Origin of the sequence: Rhizobium sp. SG570 (assembly GCF_012275345.1) — a bacterium.
GTDB lineage: Bacteria > Pseudomonadota > Alphaproteobacteria > Rhizobiales > Rhizobiaceae > Rhizobium > Rhizobium lusitanum.
This window is the reverse complement of sequence record NZ_JAAZQI010000004.1, coordinates 302,540-326,072: the sequence shown is the minus strand read 5'-3', so window position 1 is coordinate 326,072 and position 23,533 is coordinate 302,540. Positions and strand designations below refer to the sequence as shown.

At 58.8% G+C, this 23,533-nt stretch carries 19 protein-coding genes and 1 pseudogene; 10 read left to right on the top strand and 10 right to left on the bottom strand.

Annotated elements, in window-relative coordinates; translation table 11 throughout:
• Window position 1: 1 nt before the first annotated feature.
• Both FHT28_RS11415 and FHT28_RS11410 read right to left on the bottom strand, forming a co-directional pair.
• Window positions 2-1,213 (bottom strand): glycosyltransferase family 4 protein, encoded by a 1,212-nt coding sequence (locus FHT28_RS11415; RefSeq protein ID WP_037193104.1) that lies wholly within the window; start codon window positions 1,211-1,213, stop codon window positions 2-4.
• A 689-nt stretch (window positions 1,214-1,902) separates the two neighbouring features.
• Entirely contained in the window at window positions 1,903-2,694 is a 792-nt protein-coding gene (locus FHT28_RS11410; protein WP_246704846.1) for a hypothetical protein, read from the bottom strand.
• Window positions 2,695-3,363: 669 nt separating this feature from the next.
• Here FHT28_RS11410 and FHT28_RS11405 point away from each other — a divergent pair.
• From FHT28_RS11405 to repC, 4 genes are all read left to right on the top strand, one after another.
• On the top strand, window positions 3,364-3,849 hold the full coding sequence (locus tag FHT28_RS11405; RefSeq protein WP_047558589.1) for a ProQ/FINO family protein: 486 nt from the start codon (window positions 3,364-3,366) through the stop codon (window positions 3,847-3,849).
• A gap of 604 nt (window positions 3,850-4,453) precedes the next feature.
• Window positions 4,454-5,647: a plasmid partitioning protein RepA gene (repA, locus tag FHT28_RS11400; protein ID WP_037193099.1), complete on the top strand. Its 1,194-nt coding sequence runs from the start codon at window positions 4,454-4,456 to the stop codon at window positions 5,645-5,647.
• A 4-nt stretch (window positions 5,648-5,651) separates the two neighbouring features.
• Window positions 5,652-6,653 carry a plasmid partitioning protein RepB gene (repB, locus tag FHT28_RS11395; RefSeq protein WP_168596298.1) on the top strand — a complete coding sequence of 334 codons (1,002 nt, stop codon included), beginning with the start codon at window positions 5,652-5,654 and terminating at the stop codon, window positions 6,651-6,653.
• Between the two features lie 155 nt (window positions 6,654-6,808).
• Window positions 6,809-8,110, top strand: a complete 1,302-nt coding sequence (gene repC / locus FHT28_RS11390) for a plasmid replication protein RepC (RefSeq protein ID WP_168596297.1) — start codon at window positions 6,809-6,811, stop codon at window positions 8,108-8,110.
• A 509-nt stretch (window positions 8,111-8,619) separates the two neighbouring features.
• Here repC and FHT28_RS11385 read toward each other — a convergent pair.
• Entirely contained in the window at window positions 8,620-9,615 is a 996-nt protein-coding gene (locus FHT28_RS11385) for a hypothetical protein (RefSeq protein WP_168596296.1), read from the bottom strand.
• Window positions 9,616-10,036: 421 nt separating this feature from the next.
• On the opposite strand from FHT28_RS11385, the pseudogene FHT28_RS36665 reads away from it, so the two are divergent.
• Window positions 10,037-10,194 (top strand): annotated as a pseudogene (locus tag FHT28_RS36665) (GntR family transcriptional regulator); the annotation flags it as partial.
• 59 nt (window positions 10,195-10,253) lie between these two features.
• Here FHT28_RS36665 and FHT28_RS11375 read toward each other — a convergent pair.
• The 7 genes from FHT28_RS11375 to FHT28_RS11345 all read right to left on the bottom strand — a co-directional run bounded on the left by FHT28_RS11375 (window position 10,254) and on the right by FHT28_RS11345 (window position 19,536).
• Window positions 10,254-11,351: a glycoside hydrolase family 5 protein gene (locus FHT28_RS11375; protein ID WP_246704845.1), complete on the bottom strand. Its 1,098-nt coding sequence runs from the start codon at window positions 11,349-11,351 to the stop codon at window positions 10,254-10,256.
• 385 nt (window positions 11,352-11,736) lie between these two features.
• Window positions 11,737-13,548 (bottom strand): ABC transporter ATP-binding protein, encoded by a 1,812-nt coding sequence (locus tag FHT28_RS11370; RefSeq protein ID WP_168596294.1) that lies wholly within the window; start codon window positions 13,546-13,548, stop codon window positions 11,737-11,739.
• A 2-nt stretch (window positions 13,549-13,550) separates the two neighbouring features.
• A complete protein-coding gene (locus FHT28_RS11365; protein ID WP_168596293.1) occupies window positions 13,551-14,411 on the bottom strand; it encodes an ABC transporter permease in 861 nt (286 codons plus the stop codon).
• Window positions 14,408-15,349: an ABC transporter permease gene (locus tag FHT28_RS11360; RefSeq protein ID WP_168596373.1), complete on the bottom strand. Its 942-nt coding sequence runs from the start codon at window positions 15,347-15,349 to the stop codon at window positions 14,408-14,410. The genes FHT28_RS11365 and FHT28_RS11360 overlap by 4 nt, the downstream gene beginning before the upstream one ends.
• A 21-nt stretch (window positions 15,350-15,370) precedes the next feature.
• Window positions 15,371-16,891, bottom strand: coding sequence for an ABC transporter substrate-binding protein (locus FHT28_RS11355; RefSeq protein ID WP_168596292.1), 1,521 nt, complete (start codon window positions 16,889-16,891; stop codon window positions 15,371-15,373).
• A gap of 80 nt (window positions 16,892-16,971) precedes the next feature.
• Window positions 16,972-18,453 carry a M81 family metallopeptidase gene (locus FHT28_RS11350; protein WP_168596291.1) on the bottom strand — a complete coding sequence of 494 codons (1,482 nt, stop codon included), beginning with the start codon at window positions 18,451-18,453 and terminating at the stop codon, window positions 16,972-16,974.
• A gap of 723 nt (window positions 18,454-19,176) precedes the next feature.
• Window positions 19,177-19,536: a hypothetical protein gene (locus FHT28_RS11345; RefSeq protein WP_168596290.1), complete on the bottom strand. Its 360-nt coding sequence runs from the start codon at window positions 19,534-19,536 to the stop codon at window positions 19,177-19,179.
• Between the two features lie 175 nt (window positions 19,537-19,711).
• Between FHT28_RS11345 and FHT28_RS11340 the strand changes: the two genes are divergently transcribed.
• The 5 genes from FHT28_RS11340 (at window position 19,712) to FHT28_RS11320 (ending at window position 23,527) form a co-directional block, all read left to right on the top strand.
• Window positions 19,712-20,038 carry a PadR family transcriptional regulator gene (locus FHT28_RS11340; protein WP_034479266.1) on the top strand — a complete coding sequence of 109 codons (327 nt, stop codon included), beginning with the start codon at window positions 19,712-19,714 and terminating at the stop codon, window positions 20,036-20,038.
• Window positions 20,035-20,607, top strand: a complete 573-nt coding sequence (locus FHT28_RS11335; protein ID WP_168596289.1) for a DUF1700 domain-containing protein — start codon at window positions 20,035-20,037, stop codon at window positions 20,605-20,607. Before FHT28_RS11340 ends, FHT28_RS11335 begins: the two co-directional genes overlap by 4 nt.
• A gap of 32 nt (window positions 20,608-20,639) precedes the next feature.
• On the top strand, window positions 20,640-21,347 hold the full coding sequence (locus FHT28_RS11330) for a DUF2807 domain-containing protein (RefSeq protein WP_168596288.1): 708 nt from the start codon (window positions 20,640-20,642) through the stop codon (window positions 21,345-21,347).
• A gap of 41 nt (window positions 21,348-21,388) precedes the next feature.
• A complete protein-coding gene (locus tag FHT28_RS11325; protein WP_168596287.1) occupies window positions 21,389-22,381 on the top strand; it encodes a dienelactone hydrolase in 993 nt (330 codons plus the stop codon).
• Between the two features lie 366 nt (window positions 22,382-22,747).
• Window positions 22,748-23,527 carry a class I SAM-dependent methyltransferase gene (locus FHT28_RS11320; protein ID WP_037193072.1) on the top strand — a complete coding sequence of 260 codons (780 nt, stop codon included), beginning with the start codon at window positions 22,748-22,750 and terminating at the stop codon, window positions 23,525-23,527.
• The last annotated feature ends 6 nt before the right edge of the window (window positions 23,528-23,533 follow it).

Below are 23,533 nucleotides of genomic sequence, written 5' to 3'. Positions count from 1 at the left end.
ACTAATGCGCAAGAAAATCGCTGCGCCCCATATAGATGTCCACCATTCGGCGTCCCCATTCCGCTCTGCTCGGCGCGATGCGTTGGCCAAGGGCAAACGCACCCTCGCTCAGCCTTCGCATCAGGTTGTCGTCATCGGTCGCCGCCAATTTCTCGGCCAGCGAATCCGCATTGCCGCTCTCGAAGACCAGACCGGCGCCGTTGTTCTCGACTTCCGTCGCAATCAATGCATTGCTGCTGACAATGACCGGTATGCCGGACATCAACGCTTCGGCCGCGACCAGACCGTAAGGCTCGGGCATGCGCGACGGCATGACGAAAACGCGCGCTTCGCCCGCGAGCCTCGCTACCTCCTCATCGCTCAGCCAGCCGGGCACGAAGCAATGCGGCAACGCGTGCTGCATCTCCTCAAGCAACGGTCCGCGCCCGATGAGCGTCGCCGTCCTTCCCGTTTTGTTGAGCGCATCCGCCAGCGTCCGTACCCCCTTTTCCCAGCACATGCGGCCGAGAAAAACGGTGCGGTGGTTGCGCCATGCTTCTACCGGCCCGGGCGTCAATGGCTCCGTGGGCGTGCGCAGCGTCGTGAAATGTCGTAAAGGACCGGAGCGGAGATGCGCCTCCATGTTTTCATGCGCCAGCACGATGCCGATGCGACCCCAGAATTCCTCGCCGACGCCCCGTTGGGTTAAGGTTCGGCGGAAACGCCAGAGCTTATGGAAATAATTGCGCTTGTCGCAATTGGTTGTCAGACATGCGGCGGACAGCGGCTTGATATGGCAGACTTCGCCGCTATGGAAATTGATGAGGCCCCCGTTGGGGCAATTCAGGAAAAAATCATGCGCCGTGACGATGACTTTGGCCTCATGCTTGGCAAGCGCGTAGAAGATCGACGGCGACAGGATCTGCGACCAGCCATGCACATGCACGACGGTCTCCTCCTCCGATTCCTTAAGCAACCCCTCCAAGGCCTCATAGGCGCGCCAATTATAGTTCTTCGCGAAGACATCGGTGAAGGTCGGACCTTCCCGAAGGGGACGCTCGCCAAGCGCAACTGTCCGGATGCCGGCAAACCGCGACTTGAGGCCTTCGCCATCATCGCCGACCAGTATGGCGCAAGTCAGACCCGCATCCCTGCTTGCCTCAAGACACTGCAACGCCACCTTGGTCGCGCCGCCGCGAACGGTTGAAACATCATTGACGAGTATGAGACGCATAAGATTAGAAACTCGCCCCCTTGTGTCTTCAGGCCGGACGAAAGAAATTGGTCTCTTCTGTCACACGCCTGACACATATAAAGCGGTCTAACGCAGCGGCATTTCAATTCATCCATTCGCACGAAGGCATCCCGCTTTCAGATTGAATCGACAGGATCCTATAGATTCAAAGGACTAGAACGCTTTTTGCGCGTGCATAATATGGTCGTTACTCTAGGGTAGGTTGATTGAGCCGATGCGGAAAATAGCAACATCGATTGACATCCGACGCGAGGCACCGGCAGCGCATTCGAGCTTTGAGGGGTCCCCCGCCGGTTCGGATCGGGCGCCGTAGGGTTAAGATAGCGCTTTTTCTATCCAGCACAGCGCTTCAATTGTAACCGGGAGGTGAAAGCGGCTTCGACACCCCTTATCCAAAATCGACACCGAGTTTTCCAGATACTCAGCGTATCAACCGTATGAATTAAGCGCAGAGTTTCCGGATATTGAAATTAAACCGCCTTTAGCTTCCGTCATCCATACGGCTCCCAACCGCGCCTATCACTATCGATAGTACCAGCTGTCGGCACTTAGCCCCTAGCCGTGCCTCCGATAGCAGAGCGGATCGTGAGATCCATGGAGTTCGCGCGTTGCTGACCGCTTCCCTGCAACGAACACAGCAGGCAGCCAAAGCGTCACGATAGAAGGGGTCAATTCGCCTGGAGTTTCTTCATGGCTTCGAGATCTTCGTGCGTTACGAATTCACACGCAAGCAGTGTTTTGCCGGGAAAGGCCGCCGACTCGCGGGCCACGATCGACACGACCCCCATTTCCCTGGTGGGCTGATCGGCCTTCACCAATGCACGCGCATACGACTTTGAAGCCGCCCCCAAAAGACTGCCAAGATTGTCCGATTTCAGATGATAGGTCTTGGCGAGTTCATCCGCCCGCAAGCCTTCGATCAGCACGCCGATGCTCGAGCCGGCGAAAATAAGTTCATTTGTCTTGAAGCCCTGCTTGCCGAAGTCCGCGGACAATTTGTAAACGGCAGCCGTCAGGAGAGATGTATCGGCCTTTGCGAGTTTTTCGGCCTCATTGTACATTTCCGTTGCCGAGGTTGTCGTGTACGGCGGCTTGCAGAGCGCGGCATCAAAGAAGGCTGACTTATCGAACGCCAGGGCAGACGAAACAAGCGAGAGCGAGAAAACGACACTCAGCGACAAGAACGCTTTCATACTCAAGATGCTTCTCTCCAGAAGATAGATAAGCCATTCGGTCTTTGGCTTTGCGGGTTGCGGCGCCATCTGTATCGCAACAGCAGCCACCAGCCAAGGCGGGTTTCGCAAGGGCAAGCTAGCCATGCCGATGTCTTCACATTTTTCGACGGAACATGTCGTCACTTGCGATGCAAACCGGCTCACCGACATCCGCGAGCATGCGATGGGCCAACCTTGGCCCAGCGGCCGGCGGCGACGGAGTTCGCGAATTTGCGCGTCGAGCATTTCATGGACAAAGACCCCGCGCGGGATAAGCCACAGGATGGCACCTCCCCTGCCCCGCTTCCCATTCGAGAATCAACGTCGGCGGCACCGACTATCCCTGCCTGGATCGTCGCAAAAGCCTTTAGCACAGGAAGAGCACATCGGCGGGCATACCCTGCGGAAACACCATCCCTATCCAAATCGCTGTATCGGTTCGATCCCGGTGCGACAATGTGTGCTCTCCATCTCGCAACACATGAACCGACCACGATATTTAAAGCGTGAGATGCGCGCGTGGCCATGGCTCGGCACGCGCTATCAATATCGGCAGTTGGGGGGGAGGCCCGTCAGTCCGGAAGGCGGGTTCGAAAATGCCCCGGTCGACATGCTTGGCGTCGGCGGGCGGTGAGGCGCTCGGCAGGCGAGGAATCCGCGGTAAAACTCCGGCAGTTCGCGCGACTTTGGAAAGAAAGACGCGCCGCGTACACAATACCCTTCGCGGCTGGGTGCAAGCTATCCGCCAAACTATAAAAATCCTGTTAACGCAAAAGCTTGCAGCGCGCTTTGCGCTTCCATATATGGTCATTGGCTTTGCATGGTGGCCATGTTCGAGAGCAAGCTTGTTCGCCGCCCCGTCAAAATCACTTCACAATCGATCCGTAATGGATTTCGATACAAAGGAGCGATTTCATGGAAGAACCCTGGACGATCACTCGAGACCCGATTGTTGCAACGGAACTCGACGTTAGAAAAGCAAAGGCGATTAACGCCCTCCTGGTCCGTCCGATCGATATCTTGCCTTCCAAGCCCGGCGAGATCATTCGTCCCTTTGCGCTTGGTCTCTGGAACGAGATACGCCCGCTTCTGAAGCCCGACACCCCGGTCATGGCGCTCCGCCGCGCCACGAGTGCATTTCTCCACTCGAAGCAATATTACTTTGCAAGCGCCCAACCCGACTCGATGCGCCACGATATCGACGGCAACCCGATCGAGCCGCTGTCGCCGGAAGACAGGCTTGCCGCGAGGCAGCGCCTCACGACGTTGAAACAGACGCCCGTCAAAACAGCCGAACCTCAGGAGCAACCCGCTCCGCCGCCGCCAGCGTTGAGCAAATCGGAACTGATCCGCGCCGCACTTCTTCGCGGCGGCAAGCGCTCCGATCGCCTGGTGCGCTAGCACGCATCGCCATCCGCGCTGACACCGTCAGCCCCACGCTGAATTCCTTCTCGCGCACCTCCCAGTGGAAAGCCGCAGGGAGGTTTTGCGTTTCTTTGGTATGCAGGTGCTAGCGATTGAGACCTCATTCGCCTACCAATCGATTGATCCCACCTTTGGAAGAATCAAAGGAACGAAGCGCTGCTCAGCCAATAAATCTCTTCGCCGCGGTCGTTTTTCCAAACGCGGATCAGGTAGTCCGCGGACAACCGGCTGCGCTCTGCCGGGACGCCACAGCTGAAAATATCTGAACACTCGCCGACCCGACAAATCCTCGCGCCCTGCCAAGCGCCCATCGACCGGGAGTAGTCCGCGGACTACTCCCGGTCGATGGGGCTCTGCCCAATGGGCCAGCCCGGCTTGATGAAACACAGAGCAAACCGGATGCCGCCAGGCATAGAATCCACCTCAAGGAACGGGCATTGAGTATGCCGAATGAGTAAAAAACCGCCAAAAGTCGCTATTTGTTTAAGCAATTGTAAAACTGCAACGAATCGGGGCATATTGTAACTGCGTAGTTAAGCAGCTTTCTGTAACAATTGCGCAGTTAATTGGGAAAACCGCCATGCAGCCGAGTCTCGTACTCCAAGACGACCAAGAGCATCTTCCGACGCTTCTGGCAACAGACGCGCTGGAGCTGTCTTACCAGCTCCAGCAACACCAGGCAAAACTCTTTCCGCCTCAGTCGCAAAAGACGATGCGGACATTTTCGCCGGCTGAAGCTGCCGCCTTTATCGGCATTGGAGAAGGCTATCTTCGCCAGATCGCTGCCGATGGCCATGGACCGGATCCGCTTGCAAATGGACGCCGGCTTTATACCGCCGAGGATATGGATCGAATCCGTAAAGTTCTCGATGAACGGAATGGCACCCCGAAATATGTGCCCTGGCGCCGGGGAGCCGAAAAACTCCAGATCATCTCGGTGATGAATTTCAAGGGCGGTTCCGGCAAGACGACGACAGCCGCCCATCTCGCGCAATATCTGGCGCTGAGAGGCTATCGAGTGCTGGCCATCGATCTCGATCCGCAGGCTTCGCTCTCAGCGTTGTTCGGACATCAGCCTGAGCTCGATGTCGGCGAAGGCGAGACGCTTTATGGCGCCATTCGCTACGAGGAGCCCCGGCCGATTGCCGACATCGTTCGGTCGACCTATACGCCGAACCTGCACCTGATCCCCGGCAATCTCGAACTCATGGAGTTCGAGCACGAAACACCGCGAGCAATGGCGGCTGGCAGAGCCGAGACGATGTTCTTCGCGCGCATCGGCGAGGCTCTAACCGAAATCGAAAGCTTCTACGATGTCGTGGTCATTGATTGCCCGCCGCAGCTCGGTTTTCTGACAATGTCGGCGCTCTGCGCCGCGACGTCGATATTGATTACCGTTCATCCGCAGATGCTCGATGTGATGTCCATGTCTCAGTTCCTGACCATGACAAGCGAACTCATGACCGTCGTCGAAAGGGCAGGCGGGCGTACCAGCTACGACTGGATGCGCTATCTCGTCACCCGCTTTGAGCCCAATGACGGGCCGCAAAGCCAGATGACCGGCTTCATGAAGGCGATCTTCGGCAATCGCATGCTCCACAACGCCATGGTCAAATCGACGGCTGTCGCCGATGCCGGCGTCACAAAACAAACCCTTTACGAAGTCGAACGAGCCCAGTTCACAAGGGGCACCTACGACCGCGCTCTGGATTCCCTCAATCTCGTGAACGGCGAGATCGAGACGCACATCCGTTCAACATGGGGAAGGAAATAGATAGATGGCGCGCAAGAATCTGATTGAGATTTCAGCTCCGAATACGGGGCGCGCCGATGCCGTTGCAGCGAAAGACAATCGCCCCATCGCCGGCTTCCTGCCGCAGCAGAGAAGCGGCGGTCCGGTGGGCGGCATCACCAGGACGCTCGGAAACATCACGGAAAAGATGGAGCGGGCCAGCGACCTCGAACGGCAGCTGGCGGAGGGTCAAACGATCATTGATATCGATCCTGACCTTATCGACGGATCGTTCGTCACCGATCGCCTTGAGATAGATCCTGTTGAACTTGGCCAACTCGTGGAGCAGATCCGCGAACACGGCCAACAGGTTCCCATCCTCGTGCGCCCGCATCTGGAAGCCAAGGGACGTTATCAGGTCGCATACGGGCATCGCCGGCTGGCGGCAACGAAGGCGCTCGGCATCAAGGTGCGCGCCGTCGTGCGGCAGCTCACCGACGATCAGCTTGTCGTGAGCCAGGGCCAGGAAAACAGTGCGCGCACGAACCTGTCCTATGTTGAGCGCGCTTTGTTTGCGCTGCGGCTCGAGCAGCGCGGTTTTGGCAGGGATATCATCATGGCCGCGCTGGGCGTGGACAAGGCCGCGCTTTCCAAGATGCTGATCGTTACCAGGCAGGTGCCTTTGGCACTTATCAGCGCGATCGGACCAGCTCCCGAGATTGGCCGGCGACGGTGGCTGGAGCTCGGAGAACGTCTCGAAAGCGTTGCATCTGAACCGATCGTCGCCGAGTTGTCCGCGGACAACTGCCGAAAGCTATCGAGCGATGAACGCTTCCAGCAGGCAATGGCGCTGGTTATCAGCAAGCCTGTGTCTGCCAAGCCACCTGCGGCGCCATCAGAGATAACCGGCGTGCCTGTGACGCTTAAGAGAACACCGGCGCGGGCAACCTTCGTCTTCGACAGCAAGGCAGCACCCGGTTTCGATCAATTCGTACAGGAGAGGCTACAGGCTCTCTTCAATGAGTTTCAGCAAGGAAAGGAAACGTAACCGCAAAAGAAAAAGGCCCCCAAACGACGCCGTCGTGGAAGCCCTTCTCTGATCTTAAGCAAATCAAGAATCGCATTTCCCCGAATCACAGTCAAGAGTCTTTGGCATCGTTTTGATGAGCGGATTTCTTTTGCCTCAACGTAGGTGAAGGAAAAATGGAAGCTGAATACGTAACGACGCCTTTCGGGCGGCGGTCGATGACGCTTGGCATGTTGTTAGCTCAGAAAAGAGCCTGCAATGTCGAGCCCACCAAGTCCGTCGACAAATGGAAAATCTATCGCGCGCTCTGCGAAGCCAAGCCCCTGCTCGGCATAACGGATAGAGCGCTTGCCGTTCTCAATGCGCTCTTGAGCTTCTACCCGAAGAATGAGCTTTCGGATGAAGCCGGTCTGGTCGTGTTCCCTTCGAATGCGCAATTGTCTCTGCGCGCCCATGGCATGGCCGAGCAAACGATCCGACGTCACCTCGCTGCGCTCATCGATGCCGGCCTCCTCGTGCGCAGGGACAGCCCCAATGGCAAGCGCTATGCCCGCAGAAGCAGGGCAGGGGACGTCAATGAGGCCTACGGCTTCTCACTGGCGCCTCTTCTCCATCGTTCCGAGGAGATCGAACATCTTGCTGCCGCAGTCGTCGCCGAGCGGCTCCACACCCAGGGTCTACGCGAACGCATCAGCCTCTACAGACGCGACATCACAAAGCTGATCCAGACGGCGCTCATCGAGCAGGTCGACGGCGACTGGGAAGCCGCACATTCCAGCTTTCGCGACCTCATCGAGAGCCTTCCGCGCTCGCCCAGCGCAGCAGAATTGGAAGCCCTGCTCCAAAAGCTTGGCCCTCTGCACGGCGAAATCGTCAACCGATTGGAAAAACACGTAAAAGCCATAGAACTAAGCGGCAATCCCTATCAAAATGAGCGCCACATACAGAATTCAGACTCCGAATCTTCAACTGAATCTGAAGCACCACAAACCGCTCGCACAAACGAACCCGATACACAGCCGCAACCAGCCTCCACCAGGGCTGCCGCCCCCACTGCCGTTCGCCAAACAAGACCCCCAATGCCCCCACGCCATGGTTCTGAAAGCGTAGGCGTCGCTTGTACAGAGTTGAAATCATTTCCGCTCGACCTCGTTCTACGAGCCTGCCCCGAAATTGCCGCCTATAGTCCGGCCGGACAGATCAACGGCTGGCGCGATTTGCTGGCCGCCTCTGTGATCGTGAAATCGATGCTTGATATCAGCCCCACCGCCCACCAGGAGGCATGTGCCGTCATGGGGCTTGAAAACACCGCCACCGTGATCGCCTGCATCCTCCAACGTGCTTCCCATATAAAGTCGGCTGGCGCCTATCTACGAGATTTGACGCGGCGAACGCAAAGAGGAGAGTTCGCGATCGGTCCTATGTTAATGAGCCTTCTACGCGCAAATGCAGCTTCAGCCACACAGAAGGTGGCTTAGCCATGCCCCGTCTTCAATGCCGCAAGTCTCTCCCGCGGCGGATCTGGGGATCCGTTTTCACACAAAGAGGGCGCGCGAAATGTCTACCTGATCCGCGAAGTTGGTCAGCCCGGCAGACAAGCCTGTATGGACTATGCGGACGTGGCGGTAAGAAAGGAAGTTATAGCTTCTACTTGGAGGATTTGTTTCAATAAAATCAATTGACTATCAAGTGGGCCAAATACAGTAGCGGAGACCAATTACGGGCGAGAAAGGCTACATGCACTGACCAATTCCTGCACTTTTATGCCGTTTTTGCCGGCAAATGTCCACACATTTTCAACTGCGAGCACATTGCCAACTATGACTCGCCCCCAAAACCAACCAGGATGTCAGGATGCAGAGAAAATCCATGCCTCAAGCACCGCACGGTCGGTTCCGGGCAGTTCAGGAGCAGGAGAGGGAGGTCTGCTTGCGCATCGAAGCAGACGCATCCAATTGCCAGGTTTGCCACGGGACAAACGTCAGCGCTATTGGCAGATCGGTATTGGTCGGGACGGCGGCGCCGGGTGATCCTGTTTATACTGAGCGATGATCGGCTCCAGGGTTTCCTTTGGCCAAAATTTCGGAGCGCCGATTGCCTTCAGGCAGGAATCGTTCCAGTACAATCCAGCCTTCGATGGTGAACGACCGGCAGCCACGGCTTTGGCAACGGCGTTTATATCGGCTGACTCAGGATAGATGTAGAGCGTCGTCGGATTGTCCTTTACCATGGAGATGATCTGGTTCGCGTCCGACGCTGCCCAGCTCGTGCAGCCATCGCTGCGGCCGCCGGCATACTCGACCAGCTTTCCAAGGGGGACGTATCCGTCACGGTTGGCATAGGGGCTTTGCGGATCTCTCTTCATGCATATGCCGGCCACCTTTGCGGCTGCATGTCCTCCGATCGCGCGTTGCCGCGCATTGGCGGTCTCGCCCTCGCCATCGAACTGGAGGAAGGTGCGAAGATATGCAGCATCCTTCGTCTGGGAGATTGGATAGTAGCCCTTGAAGGTCGTTTTCGTTTCCTCGGTCATGTAGGAGCCGCCGGCAGTCAGGTTCGAATCCATCGCATTGCCGAAGTTCCTGGCGCACATCCGCCCGTTGCCGAAATCCACGACGCCCTTCAAATCACGGCCGCTGCCGTGTCCGGACGAAACCACACGGAACGTTTGGGTGGCTTCACAGACGATGTAGAAGCGGCCTCCCGATTTGCCGTCGCCGGCATCGTTCGGGCGCGTGGCATCCATAGCAAAGTAGCAGGGATTCCTGACCTTGCCTTCGCTCACCTTTCGCATGTAAAGCGCTCGCGCCCTTTGCAGGATCGGTTGCGCGATTTGGCCGTCACCTTCGCCCACATAGGCGCCCAACCATTCCGGAATGTCCGACTGTCGCTGGGCTGCGATTGATGGCGTCGATGCCGAGAAGGCGAGCAAGCAGAAGCCGAGTGATTTGGCAACGCTTCGAAGGGCAGTTCTCAACCGCACTGGATCAGATCTCCTGTTAAAACCTTTTGAACTTGCTTGTCTCGCCGCCGGCCAGAGGCAGCAGCGACGATCGAACCATTGCAGCCATCTCGCAGAGCACAGGGCGCCATCGCCAGCTGCTTTCCCGCAAGTCCGGCTGCTATGACTTAAGATTCGGTATTCACAATTGTGCATCGCTTTGTTGAAGAGAGACCTAACAAGAATCGAAAATATCAGCGGTCATCACAGGCCCGTCATCAAATCTGCTCCGTGCATTTCCGTGCCACAATTCGTTGCCCAAAAAGGCGCAAATAAGACCAGCTGAATCCGGCAGGCCACTTACGGCTGAAGGGCATCTTGCCTTAGCGAGCGTTGCAGCGACGCAGCCTGCTATCGTCGCCAAAGAGACGGCGCCGGCATCGGGACAGCCGACGCTTTTTTCCGCTTCATCGGCCATGAAGGTCCGGAAAATGGGCGGTGGCCGTCGCCGACCACGAGGAAATGACAGCCGCGTTGGAAGCAGGCGACGAGGCGCGGCTTTCCGAGGTTCTCGGCCGTCATCTCGCCAACGCCTGGGAGCGGATGCCCAGCGCGATCTGATTGCTGTCGTAAGAACGGTCTGCAAAATGCTGGCGCATCTTTACAGAGACGCATTCCTATCACTGCGCTTGCAGCGGCGTCGTCTTGTCGCGATGCGAGGTTCCCAACAGGACGTCGACCACGTCTCGATGATGCACATTTCTGTCGAAACGGCTGTCGGCTGCCAGTTGCATGAGAGCGGCAAAAGCCGCCTTGGCCGGAGGCTTCTCGCCTTCTCCACGAAGATAGGCGGACAAGCGGCGGTAGCCCGCCCCAGCCTCGATTTCAAGCGGGTTGCCAGCTCCAATCTTTTTCAACGGCCACCAGGCCCAGCCGATGCCATTTTTTTCCTGTAGCGCGACGGCGCGTGCATACCAGCCATTGTTATTTTCGCCGGATTCGCCGTTCCACAACGGCATGTCGTATTGTTCACGCAGCCTCAGGAAAGGTTCGATCGACTCTTGCGTCGTCGGGGTCCAGTATTTGTGAAAGCTCAGTGTCGTATTGCGATCGGCAACAGGCAACAGGCCGGCGTAGTTGTTGCCCCAGCAATTGCCTTCGATGATCAGCATATGATTGGCATCGATCGCCCGGATCGCATGGATGGTGCGTTCGTAGAGGTCGCGCAGCGGCTCGTTGCCGGTTTCGCGGCAGCCGCCTTTATCGGTCTTGTCCTGAAATCCCCAATTTGGCTCGTTGAGCAGGTCGTAGCCGGCAATAGTCGGTTCATCCTTATAGCGCCGGGCGATCTCACTCCAGAGCGCGATCATTTTCCTCTGGTCTTCGGGACTGTCCCAGAGCGAGGGCTTGCGCGGGTTGCGATCGGAAATCGCGATGTCATGGCCCTGCCCGCCGGGAGCTGCATGCAGATCGAGGATCAACACCATGTCGTTGGCCTTCAGCCAGGAGATCAGCGCGTCGACGCGCCGGAAGCCTTCTTCGTTCCAGACGATCCCGCCCTTTGCAGCCTTGCCGGGGGTATCTTTGATAAACAGATTCCAATGCATCGGCAGGCGCACGCTGTTGAAGCCCCACTTGGCCATCGCGTCGATGTCTGCTCTCGTCACGGCGTTGTCGCGCCAGGACTGATAGAATATCTCGGTCTTCCGCTCACCGATGATCTGCGCAATGCGGCCACGGATGACATGTTGCGCCTTCAGATTGGACAGCTCCATCATATAGCCCTCCTGGACCATCCAGCCACCTAGGTTCAGGCCACGCAGGATCAACGGATTGCCCCGAGCGTCCACGATCTGTTGATGGTCGGCATGAACAAATCCCTGCGCGCGCGCAGGTGATGCAGACGGGGCCAAGCAAACGACAAGCAGGATGGTCAGCAAACGTGGAAGATGTCTCATGAACTTCCAGTCCCTCAAAAGTTTGACGCTATGTGGGCGCGATATGGCGTGAATGATCAACATAACGCGGGCGCGGCTTTTGGGCAGGCACCGAAGCAACGGATGCACATGAAGCATTGCGCTGTCATCGATAGTCGAGCGGGTCACGTCAATATTCCGTGTGAATATCCCGCGGATATGACATTAGCCGGCTGCGCTGCGGATCTCACTCTGTCCAGCTGGCGGCCGTATCCTGCACGAAATGTCCGGGCGATATTTCCTGGTAGCTCCGCTTCGGCGGCACATAGTCGTGGGGCCTGATCGCGCTCCTGATCTCCTCGCGTTGCGACGGTGGCTGCAAGCCGCGCCGCGTGGGGTCCGGGATCGGCACGGCCGAAATCAGGCGGCGGGTATAGGGATGCTGCGGATTGTCGAAAATAGCGGCGCGAGGGCCGATCTCGACGATTTCGCCAAGATACATCACGGCGACGCGATGGCTCATCCGTTCGACGACGGCCATGTCGTGCGAGATGAACAGATAGGCAAGGCCGTGCTTCTCCTGCAGGTCGAGCAGCAGGTTGGAGACTTGCGCCTTGACCGAAACGTCGAGTGCCGACACCGCTTCGTCGGCAATGATGAATCGCGGGTTGAGTGCGAGTGCCCTGGCGATGGAGATGCGCTGCCGCTGGCCGCCGGAAAATTCATGCGGGTATCGGCTGGCGACGGCTGCCGACAGGCCGACCTGATCGAGTAGTTCGGCGACGCGCTCCTTCGCTTCCCGTCGGTCCATCAACCGGTGCGACAGCATGGGTTCGATGATCGCTGCGCCGACCGTCATGCGTGGGTTGAGCGAGGCGAAAGGATCCTGGAAGATGATCTGCGCCATGCGGCGCATCGCCCGCAGCTCTTTCGTTCCCGCCTTGGTCACGTCCTTGCCGTCAATGGCGACAGAACCTGCCGTTGCTTCGATGAGGCGCATGATCGTGCGCCCGGTCGTGGACTTGCCGCAGCCGGATTCGCCGACGAGCGAGAGTGTTTCGCCAGGCCGAAGATCAAACGAGACGTCCTCGACAGCATGAACGCGGCCATTCGGCAGATCGAAACGGACGGCGAGATTGTCCACCTTGAGGATCGGCGCAATGCTCTGCGCCACCGGCTTCATCTCCCGGCCTTCCGTGACCTCGCCGGTCTTGGCGTCGACTTCCGGAAAGCGCCGCGGAGACTCGGTCTCGCTCATGGTGCCGAGGCGCGGGATCGAGGCAAGCAGCGACTTCGTGTAGATTTCCTTCGGTGCCGCGAAAATATCCGTCGTGACGCCGGTCTCGATCATGTCGCCGCGGAACATGACGACCGTGCGATCGGCCACTTCCGCCACCACGCCCATGTCGTGCGTGATGAAGAGGACGGCCATGTTCTCCTCACGCTGCAGCTCGCGGATGAGGTGGAGGATTTCGGCCTGGATGGTGACGTCGAGTGCCGTCGTCGGTTCGTCCGCGATCAGGAGCTTGGGTCGGCAGGCGAGCGCCATGGCGATCATCACGCGCTGGCGCATGCCGCCGGAAAATTTATGCGGATATTCATTAAGCCGCGACTTTGCCGCCGGAATGCGCACGCGCTCCATCAGCTGCAAGGCTTCGGCCTCGGCCGCCTTCCAGGAAAGCTTCTGGTGCAGTACCAGCGCCTCGGCGATCTGGTTGCCAATGGTGAAGACCGGGTTGAGCGAGGTCATCGGCTCCTGGAAGATCATGCCGATAGAGCCGCCGCGAACGGAGCGCATCTCCGCTTCCGAAACGGCGAGGAGATCTCTGCCCAAAAGCTGGATCTTGCCTTCGCAGCGCGCCTTGCCCGGAGGCAGCAGGCGCATGGTCGACAGCGCTGTGACGCTCTTGCCCGATCCTGATTCGCCGACGATGGCGACCGTTTCTCCGGCAGAGACCTGCAGATTGATGTTGCGGATGACGGCGCGCCAGCCTTCGGCCGTCTTGAACGAGGTCGTCAGGTTTTCGATCGAGAGAACCGGTTGGATCGTGTCCGCCATGGTCAGCTCTCCTTTGCAAGGCGCGGATCGACCAGATCGCGCAGGCCGTCACCCAGCAATTGCAGCGACAGGACCGAGAAGACGATAGCAAGGCCCGGAAAGACCATGAGCCAGGGTGCGTTGTTCATGAATTCCCGGCCGGAAGCGAGCATGGTTCCCCAGGTCGGCATGTCTGAGGAGACGCCGACGCCGAGGAAGGAAAGGCTTGCTTCGGCAAGCATGGCGGAGGCGAAGACGAAGGTCGCCTGCACCAGAATGGGCGATGCCAGATTGAGCAGGATGTGGCGGCCAAGGATCTGCCAGGTCGGCAGGCCCATCGAGATCGCCGCTTCGATATAGGGCAGTTCGCGCAGAACGAGCGTCGAACCGCGAACGATGCGGGCGAGACGCGGCGCATAGGTGATGCCGAGCGCCAGGATGACCGTGACCAGCGATGGTCCCAGCGCCGCGACGAGCGCGATGGCAAGAAGAATGTCGGGAAAGGACATCATGGCATCGAGCAGGCGTGAGATTGGCGCATCGAGCCTGGGAAAATATCCGGCGATAACGCCGAGAAATACGCCGATAACGGTGGAGATGCAGACCACGCCGAGGCTGACGAGCAGCGAGATACGGCCCGCGAAGATCGCGCGGGATAAGATGTCACGGCCGAATTCGTCGGTGCCGAAGATATGGGCCATGGACGGTCCCTTCAGCTTGTTGACGATGGAAAGCTTGTTTGGGGCGTAAGGCGCGATCCAGGGCGCCAGGATGGCGGCGAGGATGACGACAAGCAGAATGATGGCGCCGAACAGCATGGCGCGATTGCCGAAAAGGCGCCGCAGGCTCGAGGCGAATGGAAGGGTGAAGGAGCCGGCCATCATAGTCGGACCCTCGGATCGACGAGAATATAGAGCATGTCGACGACGAAATTGATGAGGACATAGATAGCCGCCACGACCAGAAGCGCGCCCTGGATCACCGGATAGTCGCGCCGCAGAACGGCGGAGACGACGAGATTGCCGACGCCGGGCAGGCCGAATACGGTTTCGGTCACGACAGCGCCGGCAACGAGCATGGCGACGGAGAGGCCGATGACGGTGATGATCGGGATCATCGCATTTTTGAGCGCATGCTTCAGGATGACGCGGCTTTCGCTCGCCCCTTTGGCGCGGGCGGTGCGCACGTAGTCGTCGCCGAGCACGTCGAGCATGGCGGCCCGGGTGAAGCGCGTGATCATCGCCGAATTGACGACGCCCAAGGTGATCGCCGGCAGGATGAGATGGTGCAGCCGTTCGAGGAAGTCCGTGTCAGGACCGCCATAGCCGGAGGCCGGAAACCAGCCTTGTCCGACGGCCAGGATCTGGATCAGCATCAGGCCAAGCCAGAAGCTAGGAACGCTTGCAGCGACCATGGTGAGAACAACGACGACCTGATCGAAAATCGTTCCCCGCTTGACCGCCGAGATGATGCCAACGGGAAGCGCGATCGCAATGGCGATCAGAATGGAGAACAGCGTCAGGAAAAAGGTTGGCTCGGCGCGAGCTGCCAGCGCCTGCGTGACCGGCTGGTTGAGAAAGATCGATTGCCCGAGGTCGCCCTTCAGCAGGCCCAATATGAACTGGACATATTGGACAAGCAGCGGCGCATCGAGCCCCATCTTTGCCCGCAATTGCGCAATGTCCTGCGGCGTGGCGTCGGCCCCGAGCATGACGGCCGCCGGATCGCCCGGGGTGACCCGGACGATGACGAAGACAACAGTCACGACAAGCGCGAGCACGATCACCATGCCTCCAAGACGTCGCAAAAGCGCCTGGGCGATCTTTGCCATGTGCTTTAAGCCTTACTTCTTCGGGCTGACGTTCCAGAAATGCGGCCAATAGGTCGGCGTATAGCCTGATATCGACGCGGAAATACCGGAAAGTGCGTTGAAGTTGCCGACTTTGTAGAGAGGCGCATCGTCGTAGATCACGGTCTGGATGCCTTCCCATGCCTTTTGTTTCGCGTCGTCGCTCGTCGCGTCCATATAGGCTGAAACGGCCTTGGTCTTCTGGTCGGAGACATACCAGCCCGGATAGCTGTCGGTAATCGTGTTGATCGTCGTCGGATCGCCGGGGAAGTTGGAATGGGTGATGAAGATATCCCATTCCTTCGGGTCGGCGCGGCGGGTCGTCAGCGTTGCCCAGTCGACGACCTGCATGTCGACCTTGAAGCCGGCGGCTTCCAGATAGGCCTTGGCGACTTCGCCGATCTTATAGTGGAATTCATACTGGCGGCTGGTCAAAAGCCGCAGCGGCGTGCCGTCATAGCCAGCATCCTTCAGCAGCTTTGCCGCCGTGTCGGGATCGCCTTCACCATAACGGACAACACCGGCGTCGGTGTGCCAGAACGATCCCTTCGGGAAGAAGGCGCCGTCGACGCTGAAGAAGCGCTGGTCGTTGAAGGCGGCAAGCATCATGTCAGAGGAGTTCAGCGCTGCCTGCACCGCCTGGCGCAGCGGCTTCTTCACCAGCAGACCTTGCTTCATGTTCATGTTGAGCGATACCCAGCCGGCATCCTTGAAGATGACGGGCTTGGCGTTGCCGCTCTTTTCGATGCGCTCATAGGCGCTGACGGGCAGGGAGTCGGCGAAATCGAACTGTCCGGAAATCAGGCCTTCGACGCGGGTATTGGCGTCGGGCACGGGCACGAAGCGGATTTCCTTGGCGACGGCCTCGCGCTTGCCGGCGTAGTTATTCGGCTCGCCTTCGGGCGATCTGTAGCCATCGAAGCGCACGAGCTGCGTATACTGGTCGGGCTTGCGCTCCTTGAGCATATAGGGGCCGGTACCGATGAAATCGGTAAGGGTATCGGCGACCTTTTCGGAAGGGAGAATGATCGACGACTGGGACAGGGTTGCCAGCAGCGGCGCATAGCGCGACTTGAGCTTGATGATCACGGCGTGATCGCCGTCGACCGTCAGACTGTCGACGATCGTGGCAACCTGCTTGCCCTTGGAATTGACGTTCATCCAGCGCTTCAGCGAGGCAACGACATCCTTGGAGTCGAAGTCGCTGCCATCGTGGAACTTGACGCCTTCGCGCAGCGGAATGCGGTAGGTGAGACCATCGTCGGAAATCTTGGGCATGGCGGCCGCCAGCAGCGGAACGGACTTCCACTGGGCGTCATAGGTATAGAGCGTCTCGAAAATATGCTGGTCGACCGTGAGCACGATGTCGGTCGGCGTCTGCATGGCATCGAGGGTCGGCAACTCGCCGATGGTGGCGACGGTCAAGACCCCGTCCGAGGTCTGGGCGATCGCCAGATTGCTGGTGCCGGCAAGCATGGCCAGCGTGATCAGAACAAATGCGCTTTTCATCATCATCCTCTTTTTGGCCGCCCTTCGGGCGTGTTCCCTATGTTCGTTAGTCGGCATGTCTGCGGCCGGTCTCGTCCGGCTCGATTTCAACTTTCGAGGCCCAACGGATCGGCGACGCGTGGCCAAAGCTCGAGGCTCGCCTTGCGGTAGGGCGTCGTTGCTGGATCCGTCGGGTAAGAGGTCGGTGCGGCGATGTAGACGATCTCTGAAGCGATCGGCTGGAATCCCGCGTGAAAATGATTGGTAGATTTCACAAGCAGGAAAGATTTGCCGGAGAAATCGATGCCCTGATTGGAAAAAATGTCCGGCTCATAAGTCTGCGTCCGGCTGGAAATCAGTATAATGTCGATCGAGGTGCCGACGGGGCGCACGACAGCCGCGCTGCCGAGCGTGACGCGGCTGTTGCGAAAGCTCTGCCAGCCGGCGTCGAACAGGCGCAAGACCGTGACATCGAGGTCGAGCGGCTCACCGCCCTGCGGGCCGGATTTACCGCCGACGCGAAGATCGAGCTGCGCCCCTTCGCCGGCCGCATGGCAGAACGATACGGCGATCGGATCCCAGATCGTCGCGACACCGATATTGTCGAAGCCGCGCTCGATCATCCGGCGCAGAATGTGGGTGGCATCGCCGGCAACACCGCCGCCGGGATTGTCCCAGACATCGGCGACAACGACGGGCGTTTCCGGGTGGGCCGCGCGCAGCTCGACGCTGCGGTCGAGCCCGGTCTCGGTGTCGAACATCGGCATCGCGACGTGTTTGCGCAGACCGTAAAGCTCATGACCGAGCGATTGCGCAAGCGCATTACCTTTGGCCTTGTCATCGTCGGTGACGACGACAATGCGCGTGCCCATATCGGGCACGTCGCCGGCCATGAAGCCGTGAATGACGGAGATGGATAGGATGCCATCCTTGCCTTCCATCGCCTTCAGGCGATCGACGAAGGAGCGCATCGGCTCCTGGCTGGTCGGATAAATGGTGATCATGCGGCAGTCGAAGGTCGAGATTGCCGGCTTGATCTCGCCGCGTAGCGTCCGCAGGGCCAGTTCGACGACATGCTCGCCGCGTTGCTCGAAATCCGTGTGCGGGAATTCCAGAAAGGTGGCCATGATGTCGAGATTGGCGACGCGCTGCGCGGTCAGATGGCTATGCGGATCGAATTCGGCAGCGACAAGCACATCCGGTCCGACGATGGCACGCACCCGCGACAGGAAATCACCTTCCGGGTCGTCATAGCCTTGCGCGACCATGGCGCCGTGTAGTCCGAGGACAACGGCGTCGACGGGCAGCGCCGCCTTCAGTTCGCCAAGAATCTGATCACGCAGCGTCTCATAGGTCTGTCGCTGGATGAGGCCCGCCGGTTCGGCCCAGCAGGAGGTGCCTTCGATGACGGTGAAGCCTTCCGCGCGGCCACGGCGGCGCAGGATCGGAACGACGGAGGAACACAGGGTTGGGGTTTCGGGATGCTCGCCCGGCCCGGCATAAAAGGCCGCCTTGAAGGCGTGCATGTCCGTCGGGACAGGCGAAAAGGTGTTTGTCTCGGTGGCAAGCGAGGCCGTGAAAATGCGCATTATTGACGATCCGAACTCGTTTGCGTTTTGGGGCGCGAGGGCAGGCAACGGCCCGATCTCGCATGCGGCATATCGCGACGCCCCAAGATTGATTGTGTGGTCATGGCTGACATGCTCCGCGACGTCCGCCTGTGTTTTGTAAGGAGCTTGTAGCTGTGCTGTTCACCCGGTCCGCTATTCAAAGTGTAATTTATTTTCTTAATGATGCGGTTTTTGCCACCGATGTCAACGTGGCGCGTGTAAAATCACGCCTATTCATGTAAATTATTTTCGCAATCCGATGTTTATGAAAACGCTTTTCAGCATGTAAATCTTTCCTCGGGAAGCTTGGCGACGTTCATCAGCGACATGACCTTGAATAGTGGACCTGCCATCATCACCCGGAATTGGTGAGCGTCTTCAATGTGAAGCGGGGATCGGAGTGCTCGCTTCGGTCCAAGTGTGGCGCGGTTGTTGTTGCCTTTATCGGGCACGCTTTTTCAGCCGCCGCCTCATCGTATCCGGCCGGGGAATCCGTTCATAAATGCCCGGGATCAGCTTCTATTTACATCGATGCGATGGCTGAAAATTCGTGTAAACCGATGAACGCAGGCTGCATGGGCGTCGCGGCATCGGCGACGTGCCCATAGCTTCGCTTCAAAGCGAAGCAGGATCCATGGCATGGCCGAGCAATCTCTTGCAAGTTCAACGTCTGACAGAGCCGCGGATCTCAGTGGCGGGTCTTCAGCCGGGCATGGCTCCGGAATAGGCGGCCAGGATAAATCGTTCTGCCTGATATAAATACGTCTCCAGCTTTCGGCGGCGCTCGCTGCCGCTATGACCAACAAAAGTACCGCCTCTGCCATGGGAGATGACGACAAGCGGCAGCTTGTCGCCCGAGATCGGACAATCCTTGGCGACAGACATGACGAAGGGGCCGAGTTTCACCTCGCTTGCCGGTCGAGTGCACGGAGACCAGATCCCTGCCTTCAGCGCCGTGAGCGGCCCATCGGCCGGAACCTCGATGAATTGGAAGCCGGCGGCATGCGCCAGCGGGGTCGTAAAACATAGGAAGACGGCAAGGATGAAGCTCAGGCGGATCATATGATTGCTCCGTCAGCGAGAAGTGCTCGTCGTGAGCCTCGGTATCGCATCCGCGGCAATCGGGGGCTGACATGAGCGACCACCACCGAATTCCGCGCGGCCATATCGCGAAATCACCTACTACCTTGCATAAACAGATAGCTTGTTATATGCATGCGGTAAATCCGAGGCATTCATGACCGACTCGATCCAAGTTCAATTGCGAAAAGGCGCCCTTGATCTATGCGTCCTCGCCGTGCTGTCGCGGGGTGAAAGCTATGGCTATGAAATCGCCAGCACCCTGGTCGCCGCCGTCGGCATGGGGGAAGGCACGATCTATCCGCTGATGCGCCGGATGCAGAATGACGGCCTGGTGGCCACCCGAATCGTCGAGTCGAGCAACGGGCCGCCCCGAAAATATTACCGGCTCACGCCGCTGGGCCAGACGGTTTTCGAAGCTCACCGCCGCGACTGGCGCTCCTTTGCGGATGCAGTCGACAAACTTCTTGAGGATTTGCCATGACCAGGGACGCCTTCTTGCGCACGCTGAGACTGGGGCTTGCCGGTATGCCGCCTCAGGAGATCGAGGACATCATCGCAGACTATGCCGCCCATTTCGCCGAATCCGATGCTTCGGGCCGCAGCGAGCAGGACGTCGCGGCTGCGTTGGGCGATCCGGCTAGGATCGCCAGGGAGCTGCGCGCCGAAGCCGGGCTGCGTCGTTTCGAGGCCCATTGGAGCGTGTCGAATCTGCTGGCGGCCGCGATGGCGCTGGCCGGCCTTGCAATCGTCGACGTCCTTTTCCTGCTGCCGCTGCTGATATTGGCGATCTTCGTTGCGCTCGGGCTGGCGATCGCCTTGGCGGCCATCGGCGCGGTCGGTGTGGAGATCATCTTCACCACATTGCTGTTCCATCTTGGGGGGCCGGTGATTGGAACAATAGCGCGCTTGCTCATCGGGGCCGGACTTGTGAGTTGCCTGCTCGGCGGCGGCGCTTTGCTGATGATGGGACTGGGCGCGAGCATACGAATGCTCGGCCATTATGCCCGGCTGCATTTCCGTCTGGCTCAACCGGACCAAAACGGCTTTTGAACATTTCATCACACTGCGTTGAAGGAACGACAATGACTGGCAAGTTGGCATTCGTCGCGACAGCGGGATCGATCAGTGCAATCGTCCTTCTGGCGCTGGGTATCGGGCTTTCCGGGCGGGATTGGGCCGACGCAAGACATTTGTGGGGTGCGAGGCAATCCAGCTGCGGATCAGCCACAGCTACCAGCCAGCAGGTTACCCTGCCCTTCACCGCCACCGACAATCTGACGATCGATCTGCCGGCTTCGGTCCGCTATCAGCCGGGGGATAAGGCGGAAGCTGTGGTCAGCGGCGATCCAGCACTTATCGACCATGTGCGGATGGAAGGCGGCAAGTTGAGCTTGGATTGCGATCCGGGCTGGCTCGACTCCCGGCTCGATGTCAGTCTCTCGGGGCCGGCGATATCAAACTGGAAACTGCTCGGCAGCGGCGATCTCACCTTGTCGCAGATCAATCAGCCGCAGCTGCGGCTGAGCATTCGGGGAAGCGGCAGCGTAGCCGCCACCGGAGCCGCCGATACCGTGGGGCTGAACATTTCCGGCTCGGGCGCGGCGCGGCTCAAGGACCTGGCTGCCAAATCCGTGCAGATAGACATTCGCGGCAGCGGCGACGCACAACTGTCCGCGCAGGCGGATGCGGACATCTCGATTTCCGGAAGTGGCAATGTCGAGCTGTTCGGTCGCCCGATCCTGCGGCGCTCGGAAATCAGGGGCAGTGGCCGCATCGTCCAGGTGCCGTAGCCTCGGCTGTTCGTGATCATCGGAAGTGTGCGAGGTTCTTCATGAAACGGCTGTTGAAATTTCTGGCGATCATGTTCCCGTTTTTCGTCGCCGGATCCGCAAGCGCCGTTGGCTTTCAATACCTGTCCATTCCGGACGATATAGGCAGACCGATCGAATTGGGTATCTGGTACCCAAGCAACTCCGTCGCGACGCCGACAACTCTAGGGGATGTCGCGCAAACCGTTGCCGTCAACGGTGAAATCACGGGTGATCACCTACCCACGGTCATCTTTTCCCATGGCAGCGCGGGGCACTTTAGCGATCGGTCGGAATCGGCCCTTGTCCTTGCAAAGGCAGGATTTGTCGCTGTCTCCCTGACATATCCAGGAGACAACTACAAAGACAGTGGCGACAAGGTCGTGCAAATTCTGCTGAATCGTCCCCGCCAAACAAGCCGGGTTCTGGACTACATGATGCAAACATGGCCAGGACGCGAGCATCTGGAGAAATCCGAGATCGGTTTTTATGGTTTTTCAGCTGGCGGCTTCACCGGCTTGGTGGCAATCGGCGGCATTCCCGATTGGAAGCTTTTCACGCTTCATTGCGCCGCCGACCCGATGGAAGCTGTGTGCCAACAGGGCAGCGCGGCGGTCCTGTCGCGACCGCAGGTAGCGGCGCGGATGGCGTCGGAATGGCGGCATGACGCTCGCATCAAGGCGGCGGTACTTGTATCGCCCGGCTGGGCGTTCTCCTTCGATCCGAGCTCGCTCAGCAAGATCAAAATCCCCGTCGAGCTTTGGGGCGGCAGTGAGGATCATGTCGTTCCCTTCGAAAGCAACGTCGGATATCTGCAACGATACCTCCCTCGTGTGATCGCTGTTCATGATGTCAGGGACGCCAGGCACTACTCATTTCTAAAGCCTTGTAGCAAAGCTGCTGGGGCTCTCAATCTGGAGATCTGCTTGGATCAGCCCGGATTTGATCGAGCCTCTTTTCAGGAGAGCTTAAATCAAGAGTTGGTACGGTTTTTCCGCTCCGAATTGGCTGAATGAAACGCCTGGCGTTCCCTCCGCATTTTTATGCCAGGCTTCTCCGGGCCTCCCACCCAGCAATCTGCGTCTACGCATCATTGGCGCCGAGCCGCGATCGCCGGGTTGAAGGCATCCGACGGGACTATCCAATCAGCGCATTGCTATCCGCCAAGCGACAGAAAAGCCGGAATATTCGGTAATGGCGCTCGCTTTGGCGCAATCTCATCCCAGCTTCCGAGGGCCGCAGCTACCGCGAGGCGCCGTGATCACGCGGCTTTCAAGCGAGACCTGGGGATACATATGCGCGTTTTTTACTCGATTGATCGGCGCCAAGGGGTGCACGGCAAGCGAGTGGCAGCGTGACAGAAACCAGCGGGGTTTTGGATTTTGGAGTCGAGTGTTCGAAAATTTGTGTTTCGCGATCTTCAGAGAATCGATGGTTATATCGATCCGCCCGACGCCCTTGTCTTCCTGTCGTTGATCGGAAGGCAAAGGCAAGAGAATCTGCTCGGCGGTCTCGCGGAAATCGGCGTCTATTATGGGCGCTCCTATTTTCTGCTGCGCAAGATCAGTGCGCCTGACAGCAACGTACTTGCCATCGACCTCTTCGACATCGAAGAGAATGATGCGCAATATCAGCGCTTTCTCGATAATGGCAGGTCGCTGGGCATCCCTGTCGACGAGGAACTCGTCATCTCCGGCGACAGCACCAGGCTCGATCCGCAAGCCATCATCGACAAGATTGGCCATGTCCGCTTCTTCAGCATCGACGGCGGTCATCTGCTCCGCCACGTGCTTGCCGACAGCCATCTGGCCGAAAGCGTGCTGGCCGATCACGGCATCATCGCCTTCGACGACACGTTCAACCCCGCCTGGCCGGAGGTGACGATCGGCGTCTCGGATTTCCTGCGAAGAAACAGCGACACATTTTCAGCCTTCTGCATGACGAAGTACAAGACCTATGTCTGTCGGCGGGACTTTCATGATTTCTACCGGGCCGCAATCAGCGAGGCGCTGCATCTCAGGCCCTTCGAGCACGCCGAGATGGATTTTCTCGGCTCGAAGGTGATCCGGTTGCACAATCCCCTCAACCGCCGGGTTGCCTACGAGCTCCTGCAGCGACTGGGCATGAGCGCGCTATCCGAATGGGCCTATCGCCACGGCTGACTGCTG

What these genes read in the sequence shown, in the direction of transcription:
- FHT28_RS11345 (WP_168596290.1), bottom strand. Translation starts at nt 19,536, where the DNA reads ATGATCCGCCTGAGCTTCATCCTTGCCGTCTTCCTATGTTTTACGACC.
- FHT28_RS11350 (WP_168596291.1), bottom strand. Translation starts at nt 18,453, where the DNA reads ATGCGCATTTTCACGGCCTCGCTTGCCACCGAGACAAACACCTTTTCG.
- repC (WP_168596297.1), top strand. Translation starts at nt 6,809, where the DNA reads ATGGAAGCTGAATACGTAACGACGCCTTTCGGGCGGCGGTCGATGACG.
- FHT28_RS11375 (WP_246704845.1), bottom strand. Translation starts at nt 11,351, where the DNA reads ATGATGGAGCTGTCCAATCTGAAGGCGCAACATGTCATCCGTGGCCGC.
- FHT28_RS11405 (WP_047558589.1), top strand. Translation starts at nt 3,364, where the DNA reads ATGGAAGAACCCTGGACGATCACTCGAGACCCGATTGTTGCAACGGAA.
- FHT28_RS11335 (WP_168596289.1), top strand. Translation starts at nt 20,035, where the DNA reads ATGACCAGGGACGCCTTCTTGCGCACGCTGAGACTGGGGCTTGCCGGT.
- FHT28_RS11410 (WP_246704846.1), bottom strand. Translation starts at nt 2,694, where the DNA reads ATGCTCGACGCGCAAATTCGCGAACTCCGTCGCCGCCGGCCGCTGGGC.
- repA (WP_037193099.1), top strand. Translation starts at nt 4,454, where the DNA reads ATGCAGCCGAGTCTCGTACTCCAAGACGACCAAGAGCATCTTCCGACG.
- FHT28_RS11355 (WP_168596292.1), bottom strand. Translation starts at nt 16,891, where the DNA reads ATGATGATGAAAAGCGCATTTGTTCTGATCACGCTGGCCATGCTTGCC.
- FHT28_RS11370 (WP_168596294.1), bottom strand. Translation starts at nt 13,548, where the DNA reads ATGGCGGACACGATCCAACCGGTTCTCTCGATCGAAAACCTGACGACC.
- FHT28_RS11415 (WP_037193104.1), bottom strand. Translation starts at nt 1,213, where the DNA reads ATGCGTCTCATACTCGTCAATGATGTTTCAACCGTTCGCGGCGGCGCG.
- repB (WP_168596298.1), top strand. Translation starts at nt 5,652, where the DNA reads ATGGCGCGCAAGAATCTGATTGAGATTTCAGCTCCGAATACGGGGCGC.
- FHT28_RS11330 (WP_168596288.1), top strand. Translation starts at nt 20,640, where the DNA reads ATGACTGGCAAGTTGGCATTCGTCGCGACAGCGGGATCGATCAGTGCA.
- FHT28_RS11325 (WP_168596287.1), top strand. Translation starts at nt 21,389, where the DNA reads ATGAAACGGCTGTTGAAATTTCTGGCGATCATGTTCCCGTTTTTCGTC.
- FHT28_RS11340 (WP_034479266.1), top strand. Translation starts at nt 19,712, where the DNA reads ATGACCGACTCGATCCAAGTTCAATTGCGAAAAGGCGCCCTTGATCTA.
- FHT28_RS11365 (WP_168596293.1), bottom strand. Translation starts at nt 14,411, where the DNA reads ATGATGGCCGGCTCCTTCACCCTTCCATTCGCCTCGAGCCTGCGGCGC.